This is a genomic window from Streptomyces lydicus (assembly GCF_004125265.1).
GTDB lineage: Bacteria > Actinomycetota > Actinomycetes > Streptomycetales > Streptomycetaceae > Streptomyces > Streptomyces lydicus_C.
Window position 1 is genome coordinate 465269 of sequence record NZ_RDTE01000001.1, and the last position, 17318, is coordinate 482586.

Below are 17318 nucleotides of genomic sequence, written 5' to 3' on the forward strand. Positions count from 1 at the left end.
CCCGGGAGCCTCAGACGCCTGTGCCGTCAGGCTCCGTGTACCGGATTGCTTCTGATTCCCGGCCATTAGATTCCAAACCCGTAGACGATGGTGAAGAGAGTTGCCATGGATGCGACGGCGAAAAGACCGAGAAGCGAGCTGGCGACCATCGTCTGCCCCTTCTTGGTCTCCATCGAGTTGTGCTGTTGATTTCCGACCCGGATGTGAACGGCACCTACGACGGCACTTCCGAGCAGAAAAAGAATGGCGCCGGCCATGACGACGCCAACGATGATCTTCGCCTTGGTTCCGATCTTGCCGAATACGTTCCAGTCCGGGGATATCCCGTTGACCAGGCCACCGATCCCATCGGCAGCCATTTCCACCACTTGCTGTGTCGCGTGCACGAACCCCTCCCAGGCTGCGAAAGCCAGTCCCAGTCCGGATGGCGGACCTGGACATGCGGTCGTCGACAGCGAGGAATTCACGCACTGCGCCGAATTTTCGCCAGCCGAATATTGGGAGGCGGCTACTCGCCCTCCCGTGCTGCTGCGTTGACGCATCAGCGATTCAATGCCTTAGAATTCAGCGCGAGTTGTCGATTCCCTGCTGCATTCACTCGGCGCAGACGCTAGCCGCGCAACGCCCGGCTATGTAATGGCGCATTCGCAGCCTTGGGACGCCCGGCCAAACGGGCTCACCCCATGGCACGGAAATTGCGGCTTCCGTCCCTTGGGGCGGGATGCGCATCGACGACTGGGGATCGAGATATGAGCACAGCCATACGCAACGCCGCGGGCGGCCTCGCGGCGATGTGTGCTGGAGCGCTCTGCATTCCGTTGGTGCTAGGCAGCGGCAAGCCGAAAGACGGACCGGATTGGGAGGACTCCTGCACGCCCAGCACCTCGGCCATGCAGGTGGCCAACAAGAAGGAAGCCACACCAGCCACCGGGCCCGGGGGAGAGGCCACCGTCCCGCTGAACCCTCAGGGCAAGCAGCAAAGCGTCAACTGGACTACTGAGCAGAAGCGCAACGCCAGCATCATCACGAACGTCGCCCGTGGCCGCGGCCTGCCGCCCCGCGCGGCCGTCATCGGCGTGGCCACCGCAATCCAGGAGTCCCAACTCAAGAACATCAGGTACGGAGACCGCGACTCACTGGGCCTCTTCCAACAGCGCCCCTCGCAGGGCTGGGGCACAGCAGCACAGATCACCGACCCGATCTACGCGAGCACCTCCTTCTTCAAGCGCCTGGCGAACGTCGGGAAGTGGCGGACCAAACCGCTCTCCCAGGCAGCTCAGAACGTGCAGCGCTCCGGATTTCCCGATGCATACGCCAAATGGGAGAAGACCGCGGGCGAGCTGGTGGTCAAGAGCTGGGGCAAGGGGGCCGTCCTGACCTCCACCTCCGGCTGCCACGCGGTAGGGAACGCCGCACAGGCCACCGACTCCAAGGGCAAAGGCCCCTGGGTGCTCCCCGTGGAGAACTCCCGGGTGACCACCCCCTACAAGGCCGGCGGCGGCATGTGGTCCTCCGGCAACCACACCGGCATCGACTTCCCCGTGGCCACCGGAACCCGCGTCCAGGCCGTCGGCACCGGAACGGTCGTCGAAGCCGGCCCGGGCGGCGCATACGGCAACAACATCGTGATCCGCATGAGCGACGGCAAGTACACGCAGTACGGCCACCTCTCCAAGATCACGGTGAGCAAGGGCCAGAAGGTCAGGGCCCGCCAGCAAATAGGCCTCTCCGGGGCCACCGGCAACGTCACCGGCCCACACCTCCACTTCGAAGCCCGCACCGGGCCGGCCTACGGCTCCGACATCAACCCCAGCGCCTACCTCCGCAGCCACGGAATCACCCTCTGACCCACCCGAAGGAGGCCGGCCCGCCGCGCCCCGCCGCAGGCCACACCCCATGACCACTAACCCCCGCTACCAGGTCCGCATCAGCCACGACGGGCAACTCCACATCGACAACGAACGCCAAGTCATCCCGGACGGAGTCGACCCTTCACAAGTCGTCATCCAAACCCTTCACATCGACGCGGCCGGCAACGGCATGCCCGTACACGCCGCGATCCGAGATGACCGCAGCGACTCCCACTTCGACATGATGGTGATGCCCGACGGAACCACCCAGGCCCCCGGCTCCGAGGCCGCACCCGCCCCGCTCCCGGCAGAACCCAAACAGAGCGGCAGCCTTTTCGAACGCCTCGTAGCTGCCCAAGCGGCCGGTCGAGCACACGACTTCGACGCCGCCATATTCGCCGCTGACGGCATCCTGCAGGAGCTCGCAGGGGAGCAAGGCGACACGGCCCCCGCGACGCTCAAGGCAGCCCAGTTCCGAGCCGACCTGGCGTACCTGAGCGGCGACTACGCATTCGCCACCGCCTCCTGGACCTGGCTCGCCCTCGCCTGGTTCGACCGGCTCGGCCCTGGCAAACGGCTAACCCAGATCGCTGCCCAGAACGCGGCCCAGGCGTGGATGCAACTTCCCCTTAACGATGCGGTCGCCCAGGCCAACGAACTCCTCAGCATGCTCCTGGAGGTAGTAGCCCCAGAACGCACTGAAAGCATGCGGTTCCAGATCGAACAACGGCTCCAGCAGGGCACCACGTAACTCGACCCGTGTGACGCAGTCCCAGACGCGGGGCCGGTTCGCCGTGGGAGGCACAAAGGCGATGCCGGGCAGAGTAACGACACCGGCATTCTTGGCCCCGCGCGGCGTCCCAGCGGGGTTGGTCATCCCGCATGTGCGCCAGCGCGGCAGGCCGCGGCCAACTGCTCCAGCGCCTCCTGCTCAGGCAGCTCGGGCGAATCCTCCTTGGAACACTGACCGCCTCATCGCCAGTTCGATCGACTTGCCACTCCGGGACGATGCATGGAGGACATCCCTGACATCCGGCGGATCGCGCCACCCCAAGCGAGTAGCAGGGCATCACCGCCGGTCAGGATCGTCTCGACGCCGCACCCCGCAGAAGGGCCCCGTCATAGTGATCCTTCGGCCCGAACTAGCCGGGCCAGCAGGTCGATGTCCGTGAGGTCTTGGAGGACAACGTCGGCTCCAGCGCTGAGTAGTTCCTCCGCGGAGCTGCGGCCCGTGGCAACCGCGACCACTCGGACTCCGGTCGCACGGCCGCCCTCGACGTCTGCGGGAGTATCACCGATCAGCGCGGCATTCCTTGGTTCGCTACCTGACCGGCGTAGCGCCAGCTCGACGAGGCCGGAGCGCAGATCTGCGTCCTCACCGTAGGCACCGGAATCCCAATCGATATGGGTGTCGAGGCCGAAGACGCCGAGCTTGACCTTCGCCGCACCCTTCACGTTGCCGGTTACGACGGTCTGCCGAACTCCCGCAGCGGCGAGGGCATCAAGCGCGGCGGCGGCCCCGGGAAGGGCGTGCCCGTGCTCCCTGAGCTCCGCGGCGCGATGAAGGTGCTGCTCGGCAAGGGCCTTGGCGAACCGCTCAAAGTCCTTGCGGTCGGTGGTGAGTCCGTGCAGCTTCGCTGTCTCTCTGAAGATCACAGGCTCGGTGATCCCATTGATCTGGACCTGTTCGCGCATCGGCTGGCCGGTTACCTCTTCGAAGGCCGCGGCCGAAAGGGCCCGCCCCACACCGCGTGTTGAGATGAGCGTGTGATCGATATCCCATAGAACCAGCCGCGCCATACCTACCCCTTTCCCCAAAGCTGCCCCGCCAGGTCACCATCAGTCCCTCAATCGTGGCGGACGGTATCCGCAGGCTGCCAGACCGTCCTACCCTGACGCTCTAGGGGAGGGCGGATGACTGACTCACCAGCATTGCTCGTCGGCGCGCGCATTTGGCACTTCCGACGGAAGAACGGTAACCGAACACAGGCCACCATTGCGGGGCTGTGCGGCATCACGGAGCGGTACCTCCGCATGATCGAGACAGGGAAGCGGACGCCGTCCTCGGCCCTGTTGGCGCGTATCGCCGCGGAGCTGGGCGTCCCCATCTCGGCGCTGCTCACGCAGGACAGCCCGGAACCGGGCGGGCCGCCCCTGACGACCGCACCGGACGTCGTACGCGCACTGATGGGGTATGCCCCGAGCCGTAGCAGCGACGTCATGCCTCCGGCCATTTTGCGTGAACGTGTTGAAGGGGCTTGGCGCACTTGGCAGACGAGTCCAGAACGCTACACGGACATCGAGCCGATCTTGCCAGCGCTCGTCACCGACGTGGAGCACGCGGTCCGTGGCTACCGGGTGGGCAGCGATGGGGCCGCCCGGCGCGACGTCCTGCGCACTGCGGCGGACCTCTACGGACTGCTGCGGTCCTACTGCCGTCGCACGGGCCGCCTTGACCTATCCCTCATGGTCGCTGACCGCGCCCGGCGCGCCGCGGAGGATGCGGACGATCCGATCCGTCTAGCGGCTGCCGAATGGAACCTGGGGCACTGTCTTCTCTCCCGGGGCGGAGGGGCGGAGGAAGCCCGTGACGTCGCCGGGTTCGCGGTTGAGCAGCTACAAGACCTCCCGCCGAGCGCGGAGAAGTCCGCGATGCAGGGCGCCTTGGAGCTTGTGCGAGTGGTCGCGGACGCCAAGCGTAGGAAGTGGTGGGACGCCCGTGAGCGCATCACGCAGCAGGCCGTCCCCCTCGGTGCGGCGGCCGGCGAGGCCAATATCCAGTGGACCGTGTTCGGGCCGACGAATGTGCATCTGCACGCCCTGAGTATCGAGATGCTGGCCGGTGACAGCACCGAGGGCTTGCGCCTGGCCGACGAGGTCGACATCAGCTTGTTGCCGAGCCGCGAGCGGCAGTTCACGTTCACCCTGGAGCTCGCCCGCTGCTACGACCTACGTCGTGATGACGCGGCTGTCCTTGTGCACCTCCTCGACCTGGAGAAGCTGAGCTACGAGGACATGGCGCGCAGCAGCCTCGCCACCGAGATGGTGACCGGCTTGCTCCATCGTGTGCGCCCCACGTACCGGCGCCAGGTGACGGCCCTCGCCGAACGCCTCCACCTCACGTAACACGACCGGAACTGAGTTCCCCTGAACTGAGAGTTCCGGTCGACGGCTCCACCACGCCGTACCGTCTCGACCACAGCCAGTGTGAGAGGAGGCGCACATGTCCGGAGGAGGCACTCCCTGCGTCCCTGGCGATACCGGTCGGTACATGCTTTCGGGCCCGGGCTGGGAAGCGATCAAGATCAGCCGGTACTACGGGCTGCAAGTCCTCAACAGGCTCCGCGCACCCGGCGCCGTCGTCATCGATCCGGCCCCGCCGTCCGTCTACCTCTTCGTTGCGCCGGGCAGCACCGCTACATGGCCTGTGCCGCCGCCCGGTCAGGTCCTCGTCCTCGCAGCCGAGGTCAGGCTCCCGCCCTCGAAGCGACGCACGCCCCCCGGCATGTACTGGCTGCTCCCACCGCAGAAGCGCTCGAGGGGCCTCACCAACGCGGAGGGATTACTTGAGACTTTGGCTGGTCTCCTGCCTGACTGGGCGGAGGCCACACGATGACCGGCACACACCTCACCCCCGGCGCGGACGCCGCGACAACCCGCTCTGAGCGTGCACTTGCGGTTGGGCACTGGCTCTTGTCCGCGGCCGAGGACCGGCAGCAGGCACGCGCCGACTGGACGGCGACGGGCATCACGGTTCTACGGTGCGGGGGGATCTTCTCGGCAGTTGGCATCCCCACAGTGCTCGTGCAGGCTGCAGCCGGTGTTCAGGAGCGGGGAGCCGTTGATGCCTACCTCACCCGCGCCCTGCTCGGTGGACCGGTTATCACCTCTGCGGCCGCTGGCCTGCACTATGCACTCGTGCCCCCTAGCACCGCGCGCAACTGGTCGGTTCCCGAGACCGAGTGTCTCGCGCCTGGATCCTCCCTCGCTGTGCCGCGCGTTGATCGAGACGCGGGCGGAGCGTACTGGTCCGTCCCGATGGACAGCCCCGGTGAACTCTGCGTACCTGCTGCGGTAGCACAGATGGCCCTGTACGGGGTGTACCGGCAGCTCAAGCAGGAGGGCACCGGTGAGTGAGAGATCAGCAAGCCCCTTGGCCGTGGCGCGGACCTGTAAGGCCCGCCCCGCCTCCGAGAGCCGCAAGCCGCACTTTCGAGCTAGCGAGATGCCATGAGCGTCGTGACCAAGACCTCCGCAACTGGAGTTCCGGCGTACAGCGAGACCTTGCCGAACCTCCCCGAGTCGGCCGGCACCGCCCGCCGCTTGGTGAGGGTCGCCCTCGACGTCTGGCATCTTGGTGAACTCACGGACGCGGCAGAACTCATCGTGACAGAACTCGTCGCGAACGCCGCCAACCACGTCACGAGATCCGCGATTCGCGTCACCATCACGCGCACCGGCCCTCAGGCCGTCCGTGTCGCCGTCGTGGACAAGTCCCACGAGCGCCCGAAGCGCCAGCAGCCCGGCCCGACGGAAATGACCGGTCGCGGCCTCGCTATCGTCGAGGCCATCTCGAAGCGGTGGGGCGTCGATATGCGCCGGTGGGGCAAGCAGGTATGGGTCGACCTCGAAGCCGAGGCCTCATGAGCGCCGAGACCACACCACTAGCCTACCTGGCCAGCCTTCCGATTGAGACGATTCAGGTCGACGACACCTGGAACGCCATCACCGTCCCGTCCTCATGGGGCGCTCTTGTCCTCGACGTACTCGGTGATCAATCCGGTCCCGCCTTCGTGGATCCGGTCTACCAGTACATGTCGTGGATCATCCCGCCCGGCGGTGCGGCGGACTGGCCTGATGCCCTCGACGCCGGTGTGGACGTATGCACGACTGGGGACTGGGTCACTGTCCCCGGCCCGGAGGGCCATGCCAGCGGCATCCAGTGGCTGCGCCCGCCAAAGGACGGACAGCTCACCAATTCGACCACGCTGCGGGCAGCACTGGAGTTCGTCATCGGCCCTCTCGCCGAAGCCTCACAGCCCGATGCCGTCAAGGTGTGCCAGTACTGCGGCGCACCGACCAGGGACGCGAAGGTCGTCAGCGTCTACTACTCGCCCACAGCTTCGGGTCATGTCTCGTACGCCTGCCGTTCCTGTTACGGCGACACCGCGACTGGCGGCGGCGGCCGGCATCTGCACATCGTGCGGAGAGGGCCGCGGTGACCAAGCCCCTCTTCAACTCGTCAACGAATCTCCCGCCCCGGCCGGCGGCTCCCGTGGGCCGATCAACGCCAGCTGGGGCGGGTCCGGGCTCCGGTCGTCACCCCCACCCCCGAGGGGTGCGGCCGGAGCCACAACCCCGACAGGTGAAGGAGCCTCACCCCGTGTACGGACATTGGTCTGCCGGCTCTGTTGCCAGCGGGGGTGCTCTGGCTCGGGCCGGTGCCTCATGAGCGGTCAAGTGGCTGCCTGACCAGATTCCCGCGCCTCCCGCGTGCCGTGCCGACCTCCGGGTCGTTCAGCCTGAGCGCGGATCATCATCCCGTTAACTGTGGAGGACTGAATGAAGAGTGAGAACCACGCGCTGGGCACAGAAGAGGGCCGGCACTATTCGTACGCGTCGCTCAGCATCTCCGGATTCGGATTCAGGGCCTGGGCCGATGGACAGAGCGGGTGGGCGGCTTGGCGCATCATGCGCCGAGAGCATCCCGTAGTGGCATGGCTTGTGCCCGCGCAGATCGGCGTGCTCGTCCTCTTGATGACCATGTTCCTCCTCTCTCTGTGAGCCAGCATGCTGCGCGCATCATTGCCGTCCGCGTACACGCTCCCATCCATCGACGCGGCTGAGGAAGACCAGGACTACTTCCGAGCCCGACTGGAAGAACCTTCGTCGACGTAGGTGCAACTGTTCGCATGGGGGACGGCTCCAGCGATCTTGTTGCCCCGGTGGGAGACCTCCGCCCCGGCGGATACGCGCCGTATAGCCATCGTCGCCGGCCTCACCGTGCGGGGACTACTCACCGCGCTCTCCGGCTTCCCGGCCGTCCGGCTGTTATACGGATCGGACGCCAACCACGGCGTCCGCTAGGTGAACGCAGTCCCTACCAACTGCGGGACGACGTAGCGGAGGGACGCTTCAACGGCTACAGCTCGGAAGCCATCGCAGGATTCGTAGCAGACCTGAGGAACTGACAGACAGCTGAAATCCACCTGGTAGACGGCCCCTGGCAGCGCCCGATCCACATCGGAATAGCGCTTGCCGCCCACCAGGCGTCGACGCCGTGCGCCGTCCGATCGTTTCCTTTCGGAGCAGCCCTGACCCTGCTCCGAAAGGAAACGAATGACAGAAGGCCAAGGATGCCATGTCTTGACAACCTAACAACTCCCTTTCAGTGCTAAGGTCGCACCTGTCGCGAGCACAACAAGACCTAGTTGTGCAAGGACACCGACGGCAGAGGAGATCAGGCATGCGTGCCCTTACTGTGTTCGCCCAGCTCGTATGCACGCTGGCCATCGTGGTCATGGCCCTAGCCAGCGGCCTCCTACTCATTGCCCACCGCGGACCCAGCCTCGAACTGGCCAAAGCCCTCGCAGTTCTCGCCCTATTCGTCGGACTGCTCCTGATCACCGAGCGCTGGTGGCGGTGGTCTCGCCGCTGACGCTTGCCAGTACGTTGACGACTGGGGGCGCCGGCCGTGCCGGCCAGCAGTGCCGCTCTGGCGCAAGCGAGTACACCGACCAACCGGCCCGTGGTCGTTTCAGCAGCCCTGGCGTCGTTCCACCAGCCTCTTCAGGGAGAGAGCTGCATAGCCGACGCACGTAGTCCGGGCGCATGGGCTGATGGCATCGGGAAACCGCAAAATAGTGTAGGTCCCGCATCGGCCTGTCCACTGGCGTCGCTCTGACCAGCGTCTTCTGTAGCCGTCCCACAGGGTGTCCGTGCGGCTTCGGCTTGTTCGCTTGTCCCTTTCCTCAGCCCGTGCGCCCCCCTGCTTGGAAGATGCCGCTTCACCTGCGGATTCCCAGGCCCGTGTCCTATTGGCCACGCGGTGGACATCGGCGGTGGGAAAAGGACACGGAACCTGGGAACCCACAAAAAGAAAGACCAGCCATACCTGCACCCGCGAAGGCGCAGGATTTGAGCGCTCAACTCGTCGGAAGAGCCTGGGAGATGGCTGGTCTCGCAACTAGTTAAGCACACTCATCCAGCCGCAAGTCAACTCGACCGAGGTGACTGCGCGCCGCAATGTCGGGCAGCAGGGTGGGCTGGTGCAAGGCTAGCCCGCACATAGCGCCCGGTGCCCGCGGAACGCGTCCGGCTCCGCTGACGCACCGTTGCCAGTGAGGGAGGAACTTCGCCCTTCCTCGCAAGGCCGCAGTTCCTCCCCCGAACGCCGGCACCGCCTCGTGCATCCATCCCGACGGCGGCTTCGCCACGCTGCACCACGGCTGATTCCCGCGAGGCGGAACACCAACCGAAGTCTCTGCGCCGATCAGCTTCACCCTGCGGACCACGCCCTGCTCTCGCCTTGTTGGCCTGACGACCGCATCGCAACCTGCCTGAAGAACACACGGTCGTCATCGAACGGAGCCCACCATGGCCGAGTCCGGAAACGTCGCAGCCACCTGGGCCGAACGCATGGAACTCCTCAAGGACACAGCCCAGGACCGCGTACTGAACGCCCCAATGCCCAATGCCGCCATGGAGCAGCTCATCTCGGACGGCAAGGCACTGACCCTCGGGCGTTTCGACGCGAGCCCGGTGCACTACCTGGACCGCTGGTGGAGGCCGAGCGAAGAGGGGTGGATGGCACTCGGGGAAGACGCGAGCGCCAAGCTCGATCTACACGCTGAACGATATCGAGCGGCAACAGCCGCGGTCGGCAACCCCATCGAACAGGCACCCGGCTCTGACGGGGCGATGCCGGCTCGTCCCGGAGCGGGGACAGCATGATCAATACGCGGTACGGCGCGCCGCAACATGAACTCAATGTGCTCAGCAGCCTTTTGCGTGATGGCGCAGCGGTGAAGCAACTCGTCGACTGGAACCGCCCCGATCCCCAGTACTGGCTCCAGGTTGATCACTTTAAAACCCCCTGGCTTGGTGACGCGTACTACGCGCTGCTGTCGGGTGGCCTCACCGACATCGAACAGAGGCGACGGGCCTACCCCAATGCCGACCCCGCCCAGCTCGCCGCCGACGCACTCATAGCCCGGATGGCAAGGCCCTACCAGGAGCGGGCCGCCGCGGGTGACCTCAGCGCGCAAGCTGCACTCAACGACTCGGCCTACTGGGCCGACATCCACAGCGCCTTCAGAGAACTGGCTCAGCCGGCTTGGCCAGCCAGCAACGAGCACCTACGACACGACGCCTACGTCATCGCGCGCGCGGCCCGCTACCCCTCCTCCAGCACCGACGTACCCTTCGAGCTGGCCCGCGGCCGCGGCTACGACAACGACGCCCGGACCCGAGAACTCGCCGTCATCGGCGCTGTCCTCCACGACGCCGACCGGGCTCAGCAGTTCCACTACAAACCGTCCTCTCCCGACGCGTCGCCCTACTGGCTGCAACCACAGGATTTCGGCGACCCGGCTACGGCCGAGATCTGGGACGCTCTGGTGACCGGTCCAGACCCTGCCATCGCACTGCCCGCCGCCACCGACCCCAGACTCACCTCCAAGCAGCGCACCGCAGCCATGATCAACCACATTTCAACACGCCTTTTCTACAGCGACTACCACCGATCCACCGGCGACGAAGGCGCGAAAGCCCGACTCGATAACAACGTCTACCGGGCCATCGCCACATACTTGGCTGACGCAAGCCGTCGCGACTTCAGCCCGTACCCGGAAAATGTCGCTGTCTACGCCGTCAGCTTCATCCTCGAACCGAGCATCCCAGCTATCGTCGAGGACCTGGCTGGACGCGTCCGTGACCACGGCCTCGCAGATGCCTCCCTGTACCAGGCCAGCCTCGAACTCAGCACCAACGAGCACGCCCTGAACCAACTCCAAGAGCGTCTGGACCAGGCACCGCGGACGCTCGCCGGCTACGCCACCCCCGACCAGACCTCCATGCCTGCCCCAGAGCAGCCAGAAGGTCCCAGCTACACATCCCGACCCATCGAGCGAGGCGTTCTGATCTCGCTGATGCAAGACTCGAACCAGCTGCACAGGTATGGACCGCCCCGGGCCCTGGCCGAACAGGACTTCACGCAACCTGAGCACACCTACCTCTTCAAGGCCATCAAGTCGCTCCCGCCGCACACTGCCAGGGACCCCTGGATCCTGGCCCACCAGGCCCAGCAAATGGCCCACTACGACGGTGCCCCGCCCCTGGACCACCAAGAGCTCAGCAACATCGCCTTTGAAGCGCTGTCTCGTCGCGTCCCCCCGGTAGACAAGGCTGCGGGGCACCTTGTGACGATGACGGTGCGGCGCACCGCTCGCGACGCCAGCACGGCCGTGCAGGCGGCCGCTCGCACAGCCACCGACCCACGCCAGCTCATCGACTACAGCCGCCAGCAGTTCCAGCAGGCCACCCGAGAGGCGCTCCGCTACCACCAGCAGTCCGTTCCGGAGCCTAGCCGGTACGCCTCGCAGTCGCAGCAGGCGAACTTCGCGTGAGCCTCCCAGCCACGGCCGAGGGAGCCCTCAATGGCTGCTGACGTGAGCACACCCCAGCCCTCCAACGGCAATGCCGATCAGCCCGAGAACACCGTGCAGACCGCGATCGACTGGCTCACCGGCGACCGAACTCGAACACGCCAGCGCATCGAGCGCCAAGGCACCCTCGTCGCACCCGGACAGCTCCTCGAATGGGCCCGCTTCGAAGTCCAGTTCGACAGCCTGCTGCCCGAGCAACCCACCAACCGGTGCCAGGCCCTCATCAACGCACAGGCCGAGTGGCTGATCCGCCACCTGCCCCCTGACGACGCCCCTCCCTCTGTCGACAGCGCCCAGCAAGCCGGCCGCGCCTGGGGCATCCTGATAAGCGCCGACACCCAGGTACTGCCCGACCAGGGCACACTGACCGAAGTCTGCCGGCGCACCAACATCTCCCTGCGGGCCGCGGACGAGATCCGGGCCCAAGCCCGCACCGTCAGCGCCGCATACAACAGAGCCGACCTACTCCACCTGTATGACCGCGCCCCGGACACTGTCCTCATCGACGACTGGAACACGCTCGCCGCTTGCGGCCCGGAGCTCCCCGAGGCAGCAGCATGGGCACAGGACGTCCTAGAACTGCTCACCGCGCGGATAGCCGACCTTGATGACTACAGCTGGATGGACACCGCAGCACAATGCGCGGCGCAGGTCTACGACAGTGTGATGCTGGCACAGGACCTCCTCGAGCCTGTGGCCGCCCTCATCCCAGCCCGCGACCAGCCACATACGGCAGCCGACGAAACGCGCCTGGTCGCATTCATCGAGGAAGGAGGCCTCTCGGCAGCAGCAACAGCGGCAGCCCGCGCCCGTGCCGTACAGAAATGGGCCGAGCAAGACACTCCTGCAGCCTCTGCTGAACCGGACCGAGCCAGAATGGTGGAGGCCGCGGCGCCCGCAACGCGAACCTTGGTCCGCCTGAACGAAGCCCTTGCCGTGCTGGGCCCTGCCCTGGAGTACGCCCCTACATTGTCGCTAGATCCCGAGCACGTTGCTCAAATCGTCGAGCCCCTCGGCCGACTGGTGACCCAGGTCAGGGACATCAGCCGCACGGGCAGCCCACTACCGAGAGAACCGATCGATCGTCGCGCCCCCCAGCATCACCAGCATCCCCCCTCCCCAGGCCACAACCCCGGAGGCGGACCCCCTCGGATTGCTCCCTGAGCCCTCCCGCACGCCTGGGCGGCCGCGTATTGCGGTCGTCCTCGTCCACGCTGTTGAGACCGCTGGAGAGCGGTGATGATCTCGGCCCGCACCCCCGTGACTTCCTGGGCTACCCCCTCGTGAAGCTCGACCGCCCGTCCCCCTCCTCGGCGACCACGGGGCATCTCCCGCGCGACCCCATCTGCAGAACCGGTCGACGGTACGGGCCACCGACCGCCCCCGCCCCGACTTTCCCGGGAGGGGCCGAACCGAAGCGCTCGACGGCCAACAACCGGCTTCGATCCCGCCTGTGCGGTGAGCGGAGGGCAGGGTGGATCCTCCTCCGTTGCTGAGGCAGGCCGTTGCGCTACGGCGAGGGCGTGCCGAGCCGGCAGCCGGTCTGTCCGGGCACACGCCGTCGTCACGCAGCTACCCTTGCCGGGTACGACGGCGTGATCCCACCGATCGGTTGTGGAGCGAAACCCTGGACTGGGACGATGAGTTGCGAGGAAGGGCGGGGCTTCATGCAGGGTGACAGGCGGCAGATCCAGACGGCGGTCCTCGGCGGTGCGGAATCGGAGGAGCCGTTGATGCTGCCGCTGGAGGCGATCGAGCTGGACGCCTTCCGCCGCCAGCACCAGCACGACACCTTCTGGTGCGGTCTACTGCTCGGCGGATGTGGCGCCCAGCTGACCACGAAGCTCTACACGGTCCTTCTCTGAACTAATTTCGAAGAGTCCGTTGGCTGGCCGTCATGGCCGCAGAACGGATCATTGATCGCTGTCTGGGAAGGCTGGAATGCCCAGGTCGACGGTCATGTTTCGCCTGGCTTCCTGCGCATCCAGCTGTGCGATCTTGCCCTCTGCGCCGGTGAGGCTGATCTGCAATCCTTCGATCTCGCCGAGCCATCCCTCCTGCTCGGCTTCGATGATGCGGGCGACGAGATTGTCGCGGATCTCGATCAAACGGTGCCGCTGTGCAGGCTCGGGCCTGAGGAGTGAGCAACGAATGCAGGCGTGTTCGTGGATGCACTGGGTGGCAAACGCGCGTCCGCAGATGCCAACCGAGAGCTTCCGCTTCTCGAAGTGCCCTAGGAACTGGTCCCATTCCTCTGAGGTGGGTGTCCGGTATTCCTCTGCAGGTCGCATGGCCCGTCGGCGAGCGATGAATGCCCGGTGGGCTTCGAACGCGTCGTTGGGATAGACCGAGTTGTAGCCCATCGTGGTGTTGATGTCCTTATGACCGCAGATGATCTGCGCGATGTGCGGCGGCATGCCGTTCGCGATGGCGTCGGTGACGAAGATCCGGCGGAAGTCGTGCGGCTGGAAGCGGAGGGGTTTGCCGTTCTCGTCGATCAGACCGATGGCGGCCAGGGCCTCGTTCAGGGCCTTGCGGATGTTCGCCGGCGAGACCGGCCAGCGCCTGCCAGCCGATTCCCACTGGAACAGCAGCGGCAGGGGTGGGTTCCAGATCCGCTCACGATCGTCGAACGACGAGACCAGGGGCAAGGCCCCGGTTCGATCGCGGACCCGCCAAACGATCGCGCTCAGGACATCGGCGAGCTCGGGGGTGACGAGCAAGGCCCGTTCCTCATCGGTCTTCGACGGTGCAATCTGCAGCAGCGGGACGACCTCGCCGGTGCTGGGGAGTTTGTATTGGGTGATGCTGTGGTGGCTGGTCTCGAGCATCTCCTCGATGCGGACGCCGGTGTGTCGGAGGAATTCCACCGCTGCCCAGGCCCAGAAGGCTCGGTGCTCGTCTTGCGTGAGGTTGCGCCGGCGCCCCTGAGAGTCCCAGGCCACCCGGGTCAACTGCGCGACCCGTGCTGCTGACGTCTTCGGCTTGATGAACGTCTCGTCGAGGACGGTGAACTCGGCGCCAGGCTTGGCCTGTTGCAGGGCGTCCAGCCGCATCCGGGCCTCGCGGAGACGTGTGGCCACGAAGTCGACCAAGGTCGGCAGGACCGGGAGCCTCTCGCGGGTCCGTCTGCGGGATCGTGACTGCTGCTGCTTCTCGTGCTTGACGGTTCGGGTCTCCTCCGAGCTGATGGGGCAGCGAACCGCCCAGAGGCCCCAGCGAGCCGGATCTTCGGCTGCCCACTGCGCGATGTCGAGGTAGAACGCGCGGATCAACATCAAGGTCGAGATGTAGGAGATCCTCGGCTTGGTGGTCTCAATGACGGTGCCGTCTGGCTGCCTTTTGTGGCTGGTGATGGTGCGGAAGCGCTCCTTCCAGCCGGCGGCGACGTCGGGAGGCAGGGCGATGGAGTCGATGCCCGGGTGGTGACGTTCGAGGTCGGCCCAAAAGTTGTGGGCAAGAGCTCGAGAGAGGTTCTGCAAGGTGCTGTAGTCGACGCTTGGCTGCCGTTCCTTCAGGTAGTCGACAATCAGGTCGCGGACGGGCTGGCAACGCAGACGGAAACGGTCAACCAGCTGCTCGGGGGTCAGCTGTCCGGGCCGGAGATTCCGCAGCCTCAAGCTCACCGGGGCGTCCCCGGGAAAGATACCCAACTGCCGGAGCCAGCTGTAGAAATGGGTGTGAACAGCGCCTTTGTGGCGAACTTTGTGTTCGATCAGCCGGAGCTCAAGGCAGTCCCCGACCGTAAGGTCTGCAAGACGCCCGCCCTTGGCGATCATGATGCGAATGATCTGGTTCTGCGCGGTCGCGGAAGTGGTCGACGCCCAGACCTCTTCGCCCAGGAGTGCGGCGAGCTTTGCGAAGCCATCCGGGTCGCGGTTCTCGATGACGGCCTTCCGCAGGTGCACTGACGGTCGCATCCTGGCCAGCCACGGCAGCTCAGGACGGATGACGTCGCGGGCAAGCAAGAGGAGCATGCCGGAAGCCAAGTCTGCTCGTTCAGCGGATGGCACTGGTCGGCCGTGCCGGTCGGTCCAGCTTTTGCCCGTGGACTTCCACTCATCCGGATCAAGATCTTGAGCCGGACTGGCCTGCCAGCGTTCCTGCCATGTCGAGCCCGGGAAGTTCTCCAGCCACGTCAGGATGGCGGCCGTTCCTCGCCGTCGGGCGCCCCATTTGTGGTAGCCATCGCGACCTCGTGGAGGAACGGAAATACGGCTGAGAATTTCGTCGCAGGACTGGGTCGTCGCTGGCCAGGACGCCGCGGGCTCCCGCGGCGGGAACCGCTCCAGCAGGGCCGCCTGGGCTTCTCCTGCCATGTCCGTGATAGCCAGCGGATCCGTGCGCGTGGTCAGCGGGGCGGTGGTCGTCATGGGCGGTTCCCGAACAGGACGCTTAGAGACTCGGGGTTGTAGCCGGGTGCGGGCGGTGGCGGCGCCGGCTTCTGCTGGCGTCGTTCGAAGTGCGCGAGCACGCTTCGCACGACCTCCTCGCGGCTCGGGGTCAGGTAGCGCTGTGTGGTGCTGAGGCTCTGGTGACCAAGGACCCATTGCACGTTCACCAGGGGCATCAACGGGTCTTGGGCCATGCGGAAAGCCGCCGTGTGTCGAAGATCGTGGAGTGTCCAGTTGGAGCCCAGGAGCTTGTTGGCGCGGACAAACATGGCCCGCGCGGCGTGATACTCCAGGGGCCGCCAGGGACGCCTCAGCGTCCACCACAGGGCCTCTCGCCGGCCGCGGGGCATTCCCTGCCGCCGGGCCTCTTCCTGGTAGAGCCGGAGCCAGACGAAGGCATCGACCGACGCCGGAAGCTGCTGGTAGTCGCGGGTCCCCTTGCGGGTGACTCCGATCACCTGCTCGCCCGGCAGCGGGTCGCGCTGCCGTGTCGTCAGCAACTCGTCGGCCCGGGCGCCGGTGGAGACCCAGCACGCCGGCAGAGCGTGGTCACGGTCATACTTCAGCGCGGCAAAAAGCTGGTCGAACATCTCGTCTGGCACTCGCCGGGGGATGCGATCGGGAACCCTCGGTCGATAGCGGCCTGTCCGCTCGCCCCGGAAGGGCTCTAGAGGGTTGTGGTGGGCGTGGGCGCGGCCCTGCCGCCGCGACCTGTCGAGAGGGAAGGGGTTGATGATGGGACCCGTTCCCTCATCCAGGTGGAAGTCGTAGAAGCCTCGCAGCACGGTTTCCGCGTGGGCGCGTGTGGTCGGCGCGAACTTCTTCCCGGGCGTCGGCTTACCTGTGATCGGATTCGGAGTACCGGGTACCGGACGAGTCGATGCCGGTGTGTTGGGCTCAGTGACCCCGCGCCGCTTCAGCCGCCAGTGCACTCGTACGGGCTTGTCGGCCAGCTGCATCCAGCGGGCGAAGTCTCGGGCCTCGGCCCTGGTCACGCGGTCCCAATCCACCCCCAGGACCCACAGAAACCGCCACCAGCGCAACAGGTCCAAGCCGTACGAACGAATCGTGGTCGCTGGGTTCCCCCGAGCCTGAAGATCCGCGAAGTACAGAGCGACCGGCTGTACGCGTTCGCCATCCGCATCCACCAACCGATACGGCTCCCAAGGGTCACCGGTCTCGAAGAGCCGACCGACCTCGGGTATCACAAGGGACGCTAAGTCCCGTTCAGAAGCACCTGGTTCAAGCACGCGGGGAAGCTACCAAAGACCCCAACTGACCTGCGAACTTGGCCTAGTTAGTTCAGTCAATACACCGAGTCTGCCACTTCGCGCACCACCCCGGACCGGATGGTCATCCCCACATCTGCGGCCGCCGCTCCCGTGGCGTCTCCAGCGCCGACCACCTGT

At 66.1% G+C, this 17318-nt stretch carries 14 protein-coding genes and 1 pseudogene; 11 read left to right on the forward strand and 4 right to left on the reverse strand.

What is annotated here, in order from left to right; genetic code table 11:
* Positions 1–65 precede the first annotated feature (65 nt).
* Positions 66–386, reverse strand: a complete 321-nt coding sequence (locus D9V36_RS02010) for a hypothetical protein (protein ID WP_241720647.1) — start codon at positions 384–386, stop codon at positions 66–68.
* A gap of 1080 nt (positions 387–1466) precedes the next feature.
* Here D9V36_RS02010 and D9V36_RS42520 point away from each other — a divergent pair.
* Both D9V36_RS42520 and D9V36_RS02020 read left to right on the forward strand, forming a co-directional pair.
* Positions 1467–1847 (forward strand): annotated as a pseudogene (locus D9V36_RS42520) (M23 family metallopeptidase); the annotation flags it as partial.
* Positions 1848–1896: 49 nt separating this feature from the next.
* Entirely contained in the window at positions 1897–2601 is a 705-nt protein-coding gene (locus D9V36_RS02020) for a hypothetical protein (protein WP_129292177.1), read from the forward strand.
* Positions 2602–2969: 368 nt separating this feature from the next.
* Here the strand turns inward: D9V36_RS02020 and D9V36_RS02025 are convergent, their stop codons facing one another.
* A complete protein-coding gene (locus tag D9V36_RS02025) occupies positions 2970–3650 on the reverse strand; it encodes an HAD family hydrolase (RefSeq protein ID WP_129292178.1) in 681 nt (226 codons plus the stop codon).
* Between the two features lie 114 nt (positions 3651–3764).
* On the opposite strand from D9V36_RS02025, the gene D9V36_RS02030 reads away from it, so the two are divergent.
* From D9V36_RS02030 to D9V36_RS02070, 9 genes are all read left to right on the forward strand, one after another.
* The gene (locus tag D9V36_RS02030) at positions 3765–4976 is read left to right on the forward strand and encodes a helix-turn-helix domain-containing protein (RefSeq protein ID WP_129292179.1); all 1212 of its coding nucleotides are present in this window, start codon (positions 3765–3767) and stop codon (positions 4974–4976) included.
* 1104 nt (positions 4977–6080) lie between these two features.
* Positions 6081–6497: an ATP-binding protein gene (locus D9V36_RS02035; protein ID WP_129292180.1), complete on the forward strand. Its 417-nt coding sequence runs from the start codon at positions 6081–6083 to the stop codon at positions 6495–6497.
* On the forward strand, positions 6494–7072 hold the full coding sequence (locus D9V36_RS02040) for a hypothetical protein (protein WP_129292181.1): 579 nt from the start codon (positions 6494–6496) through the stop codon (positions 7070–7072). The genes D9V36_RS02035 and D9V36_RS02040 overlap by 4 nt, the downstream gene beginning before the upstream one ends.
* 340 nt (positions 7073–7412) lie before the next feature.
* The gene (locus tag D9V36_RS02045) at positions 7413–7634 is read left to right on the forward strand and encodes a hypothetical protein (RefSeq protein WP_129292182.1); all 222 of its coding nucleotides are present in this window, start codon (positions 7413–7415) and stop codon (positions 7632–7634) included.
* 682 nt (positions 7635–8316) lie between these two features.
* On the forward strand, positions 8317–8508 hold the full coding sequence (locus D9V36_RS02050; protein ID WP_129292183.1) for a hypothetical protein: 192 nt from the start codon (positions 8317–8319) through the stop codon (positions 8506–8508).
* A 938-nt stretch (positions 8509–9446) separates the two neighbouring features.
* The gene (locus D9V36_RS02055; RefSeq protein WP_206739579.1) at positions 9447–9803 is read left to right on the forward strand and encodes a hypothetical protein; all 357 of its coding nucleotides are present in this window, start codon (positions 9447–9449) and stop codon (positions 9801–9803) included.
* Positions 9800–11476 carry a hypothetical protein gene (locus D9V36_RS02060; RefSeq protein ID WP_129292184.1) on the forward strand — a complete coding sequence of 559 codons (1677 nt, stop codon included), beginning with the start codon at positions 9800–9802 and terminating at the stop codon, positions 11474–11476. The genes D9V36_RS02055 and D9V36_RS02060 overlap by 4 nt, the downstream gene beginning before the upstream one ends.
* Before the next feature lie 30 nt (positions 11477–11506).
* Positions 11507–12679: a hypothetical protein gene (locus D9V36_RS02065; protein ID WP_129292185.1), complete on the forward strand. Its 1173-nt coding sequence runs from the start codon at positions 11507–11509 to the stop codon at positions 12677–12679.
* A 503-nt stretch (positions 12680–13182) separates the two neighbouring features.
* Complete coding sequence (locus D9V36_RS02070) at positions 13183–13380, forward strand: hypothetical protein (RefSeq protein ID WP_241720648.1); 198 nt, start codon at positions 13183–13185, stop codon at positions 13378–13380.
* 48 nt (positions 13381–13428) lie between these two features.
* On the opposite strand, the gene D9V36_RS02075 is transcribed toward D9V36_RS02070, so the two are convergent.
* Together D9V36_RS02075 and D9V36_RS02080 are read right to left on the reverse strand one after the other, a co-directional pair.
* Complete coding sequence (locus D9V36_RS02075) at positions 13429–15888, reverse strand: site-specific integrase (protein WP_129292186.1); 2460 nt, start codon at positions 15886–15888, stop codon at positions 13429–13431.
* Entirely contained in the window at positions 15885–16961 is a 1077-nt protein-coding gene (locus tag D9V36_RS02080; protein ID WP_241720649.1) for a tyrosine-type recombinase/integrase, read from the reverse strand. Before D9V36_RS02080 ends, D9V36_RS02075 begins: the two co-directional genes overlap by 4 nt.
* Positions 16962–17318: the final 357 nt, after the last annotated feature.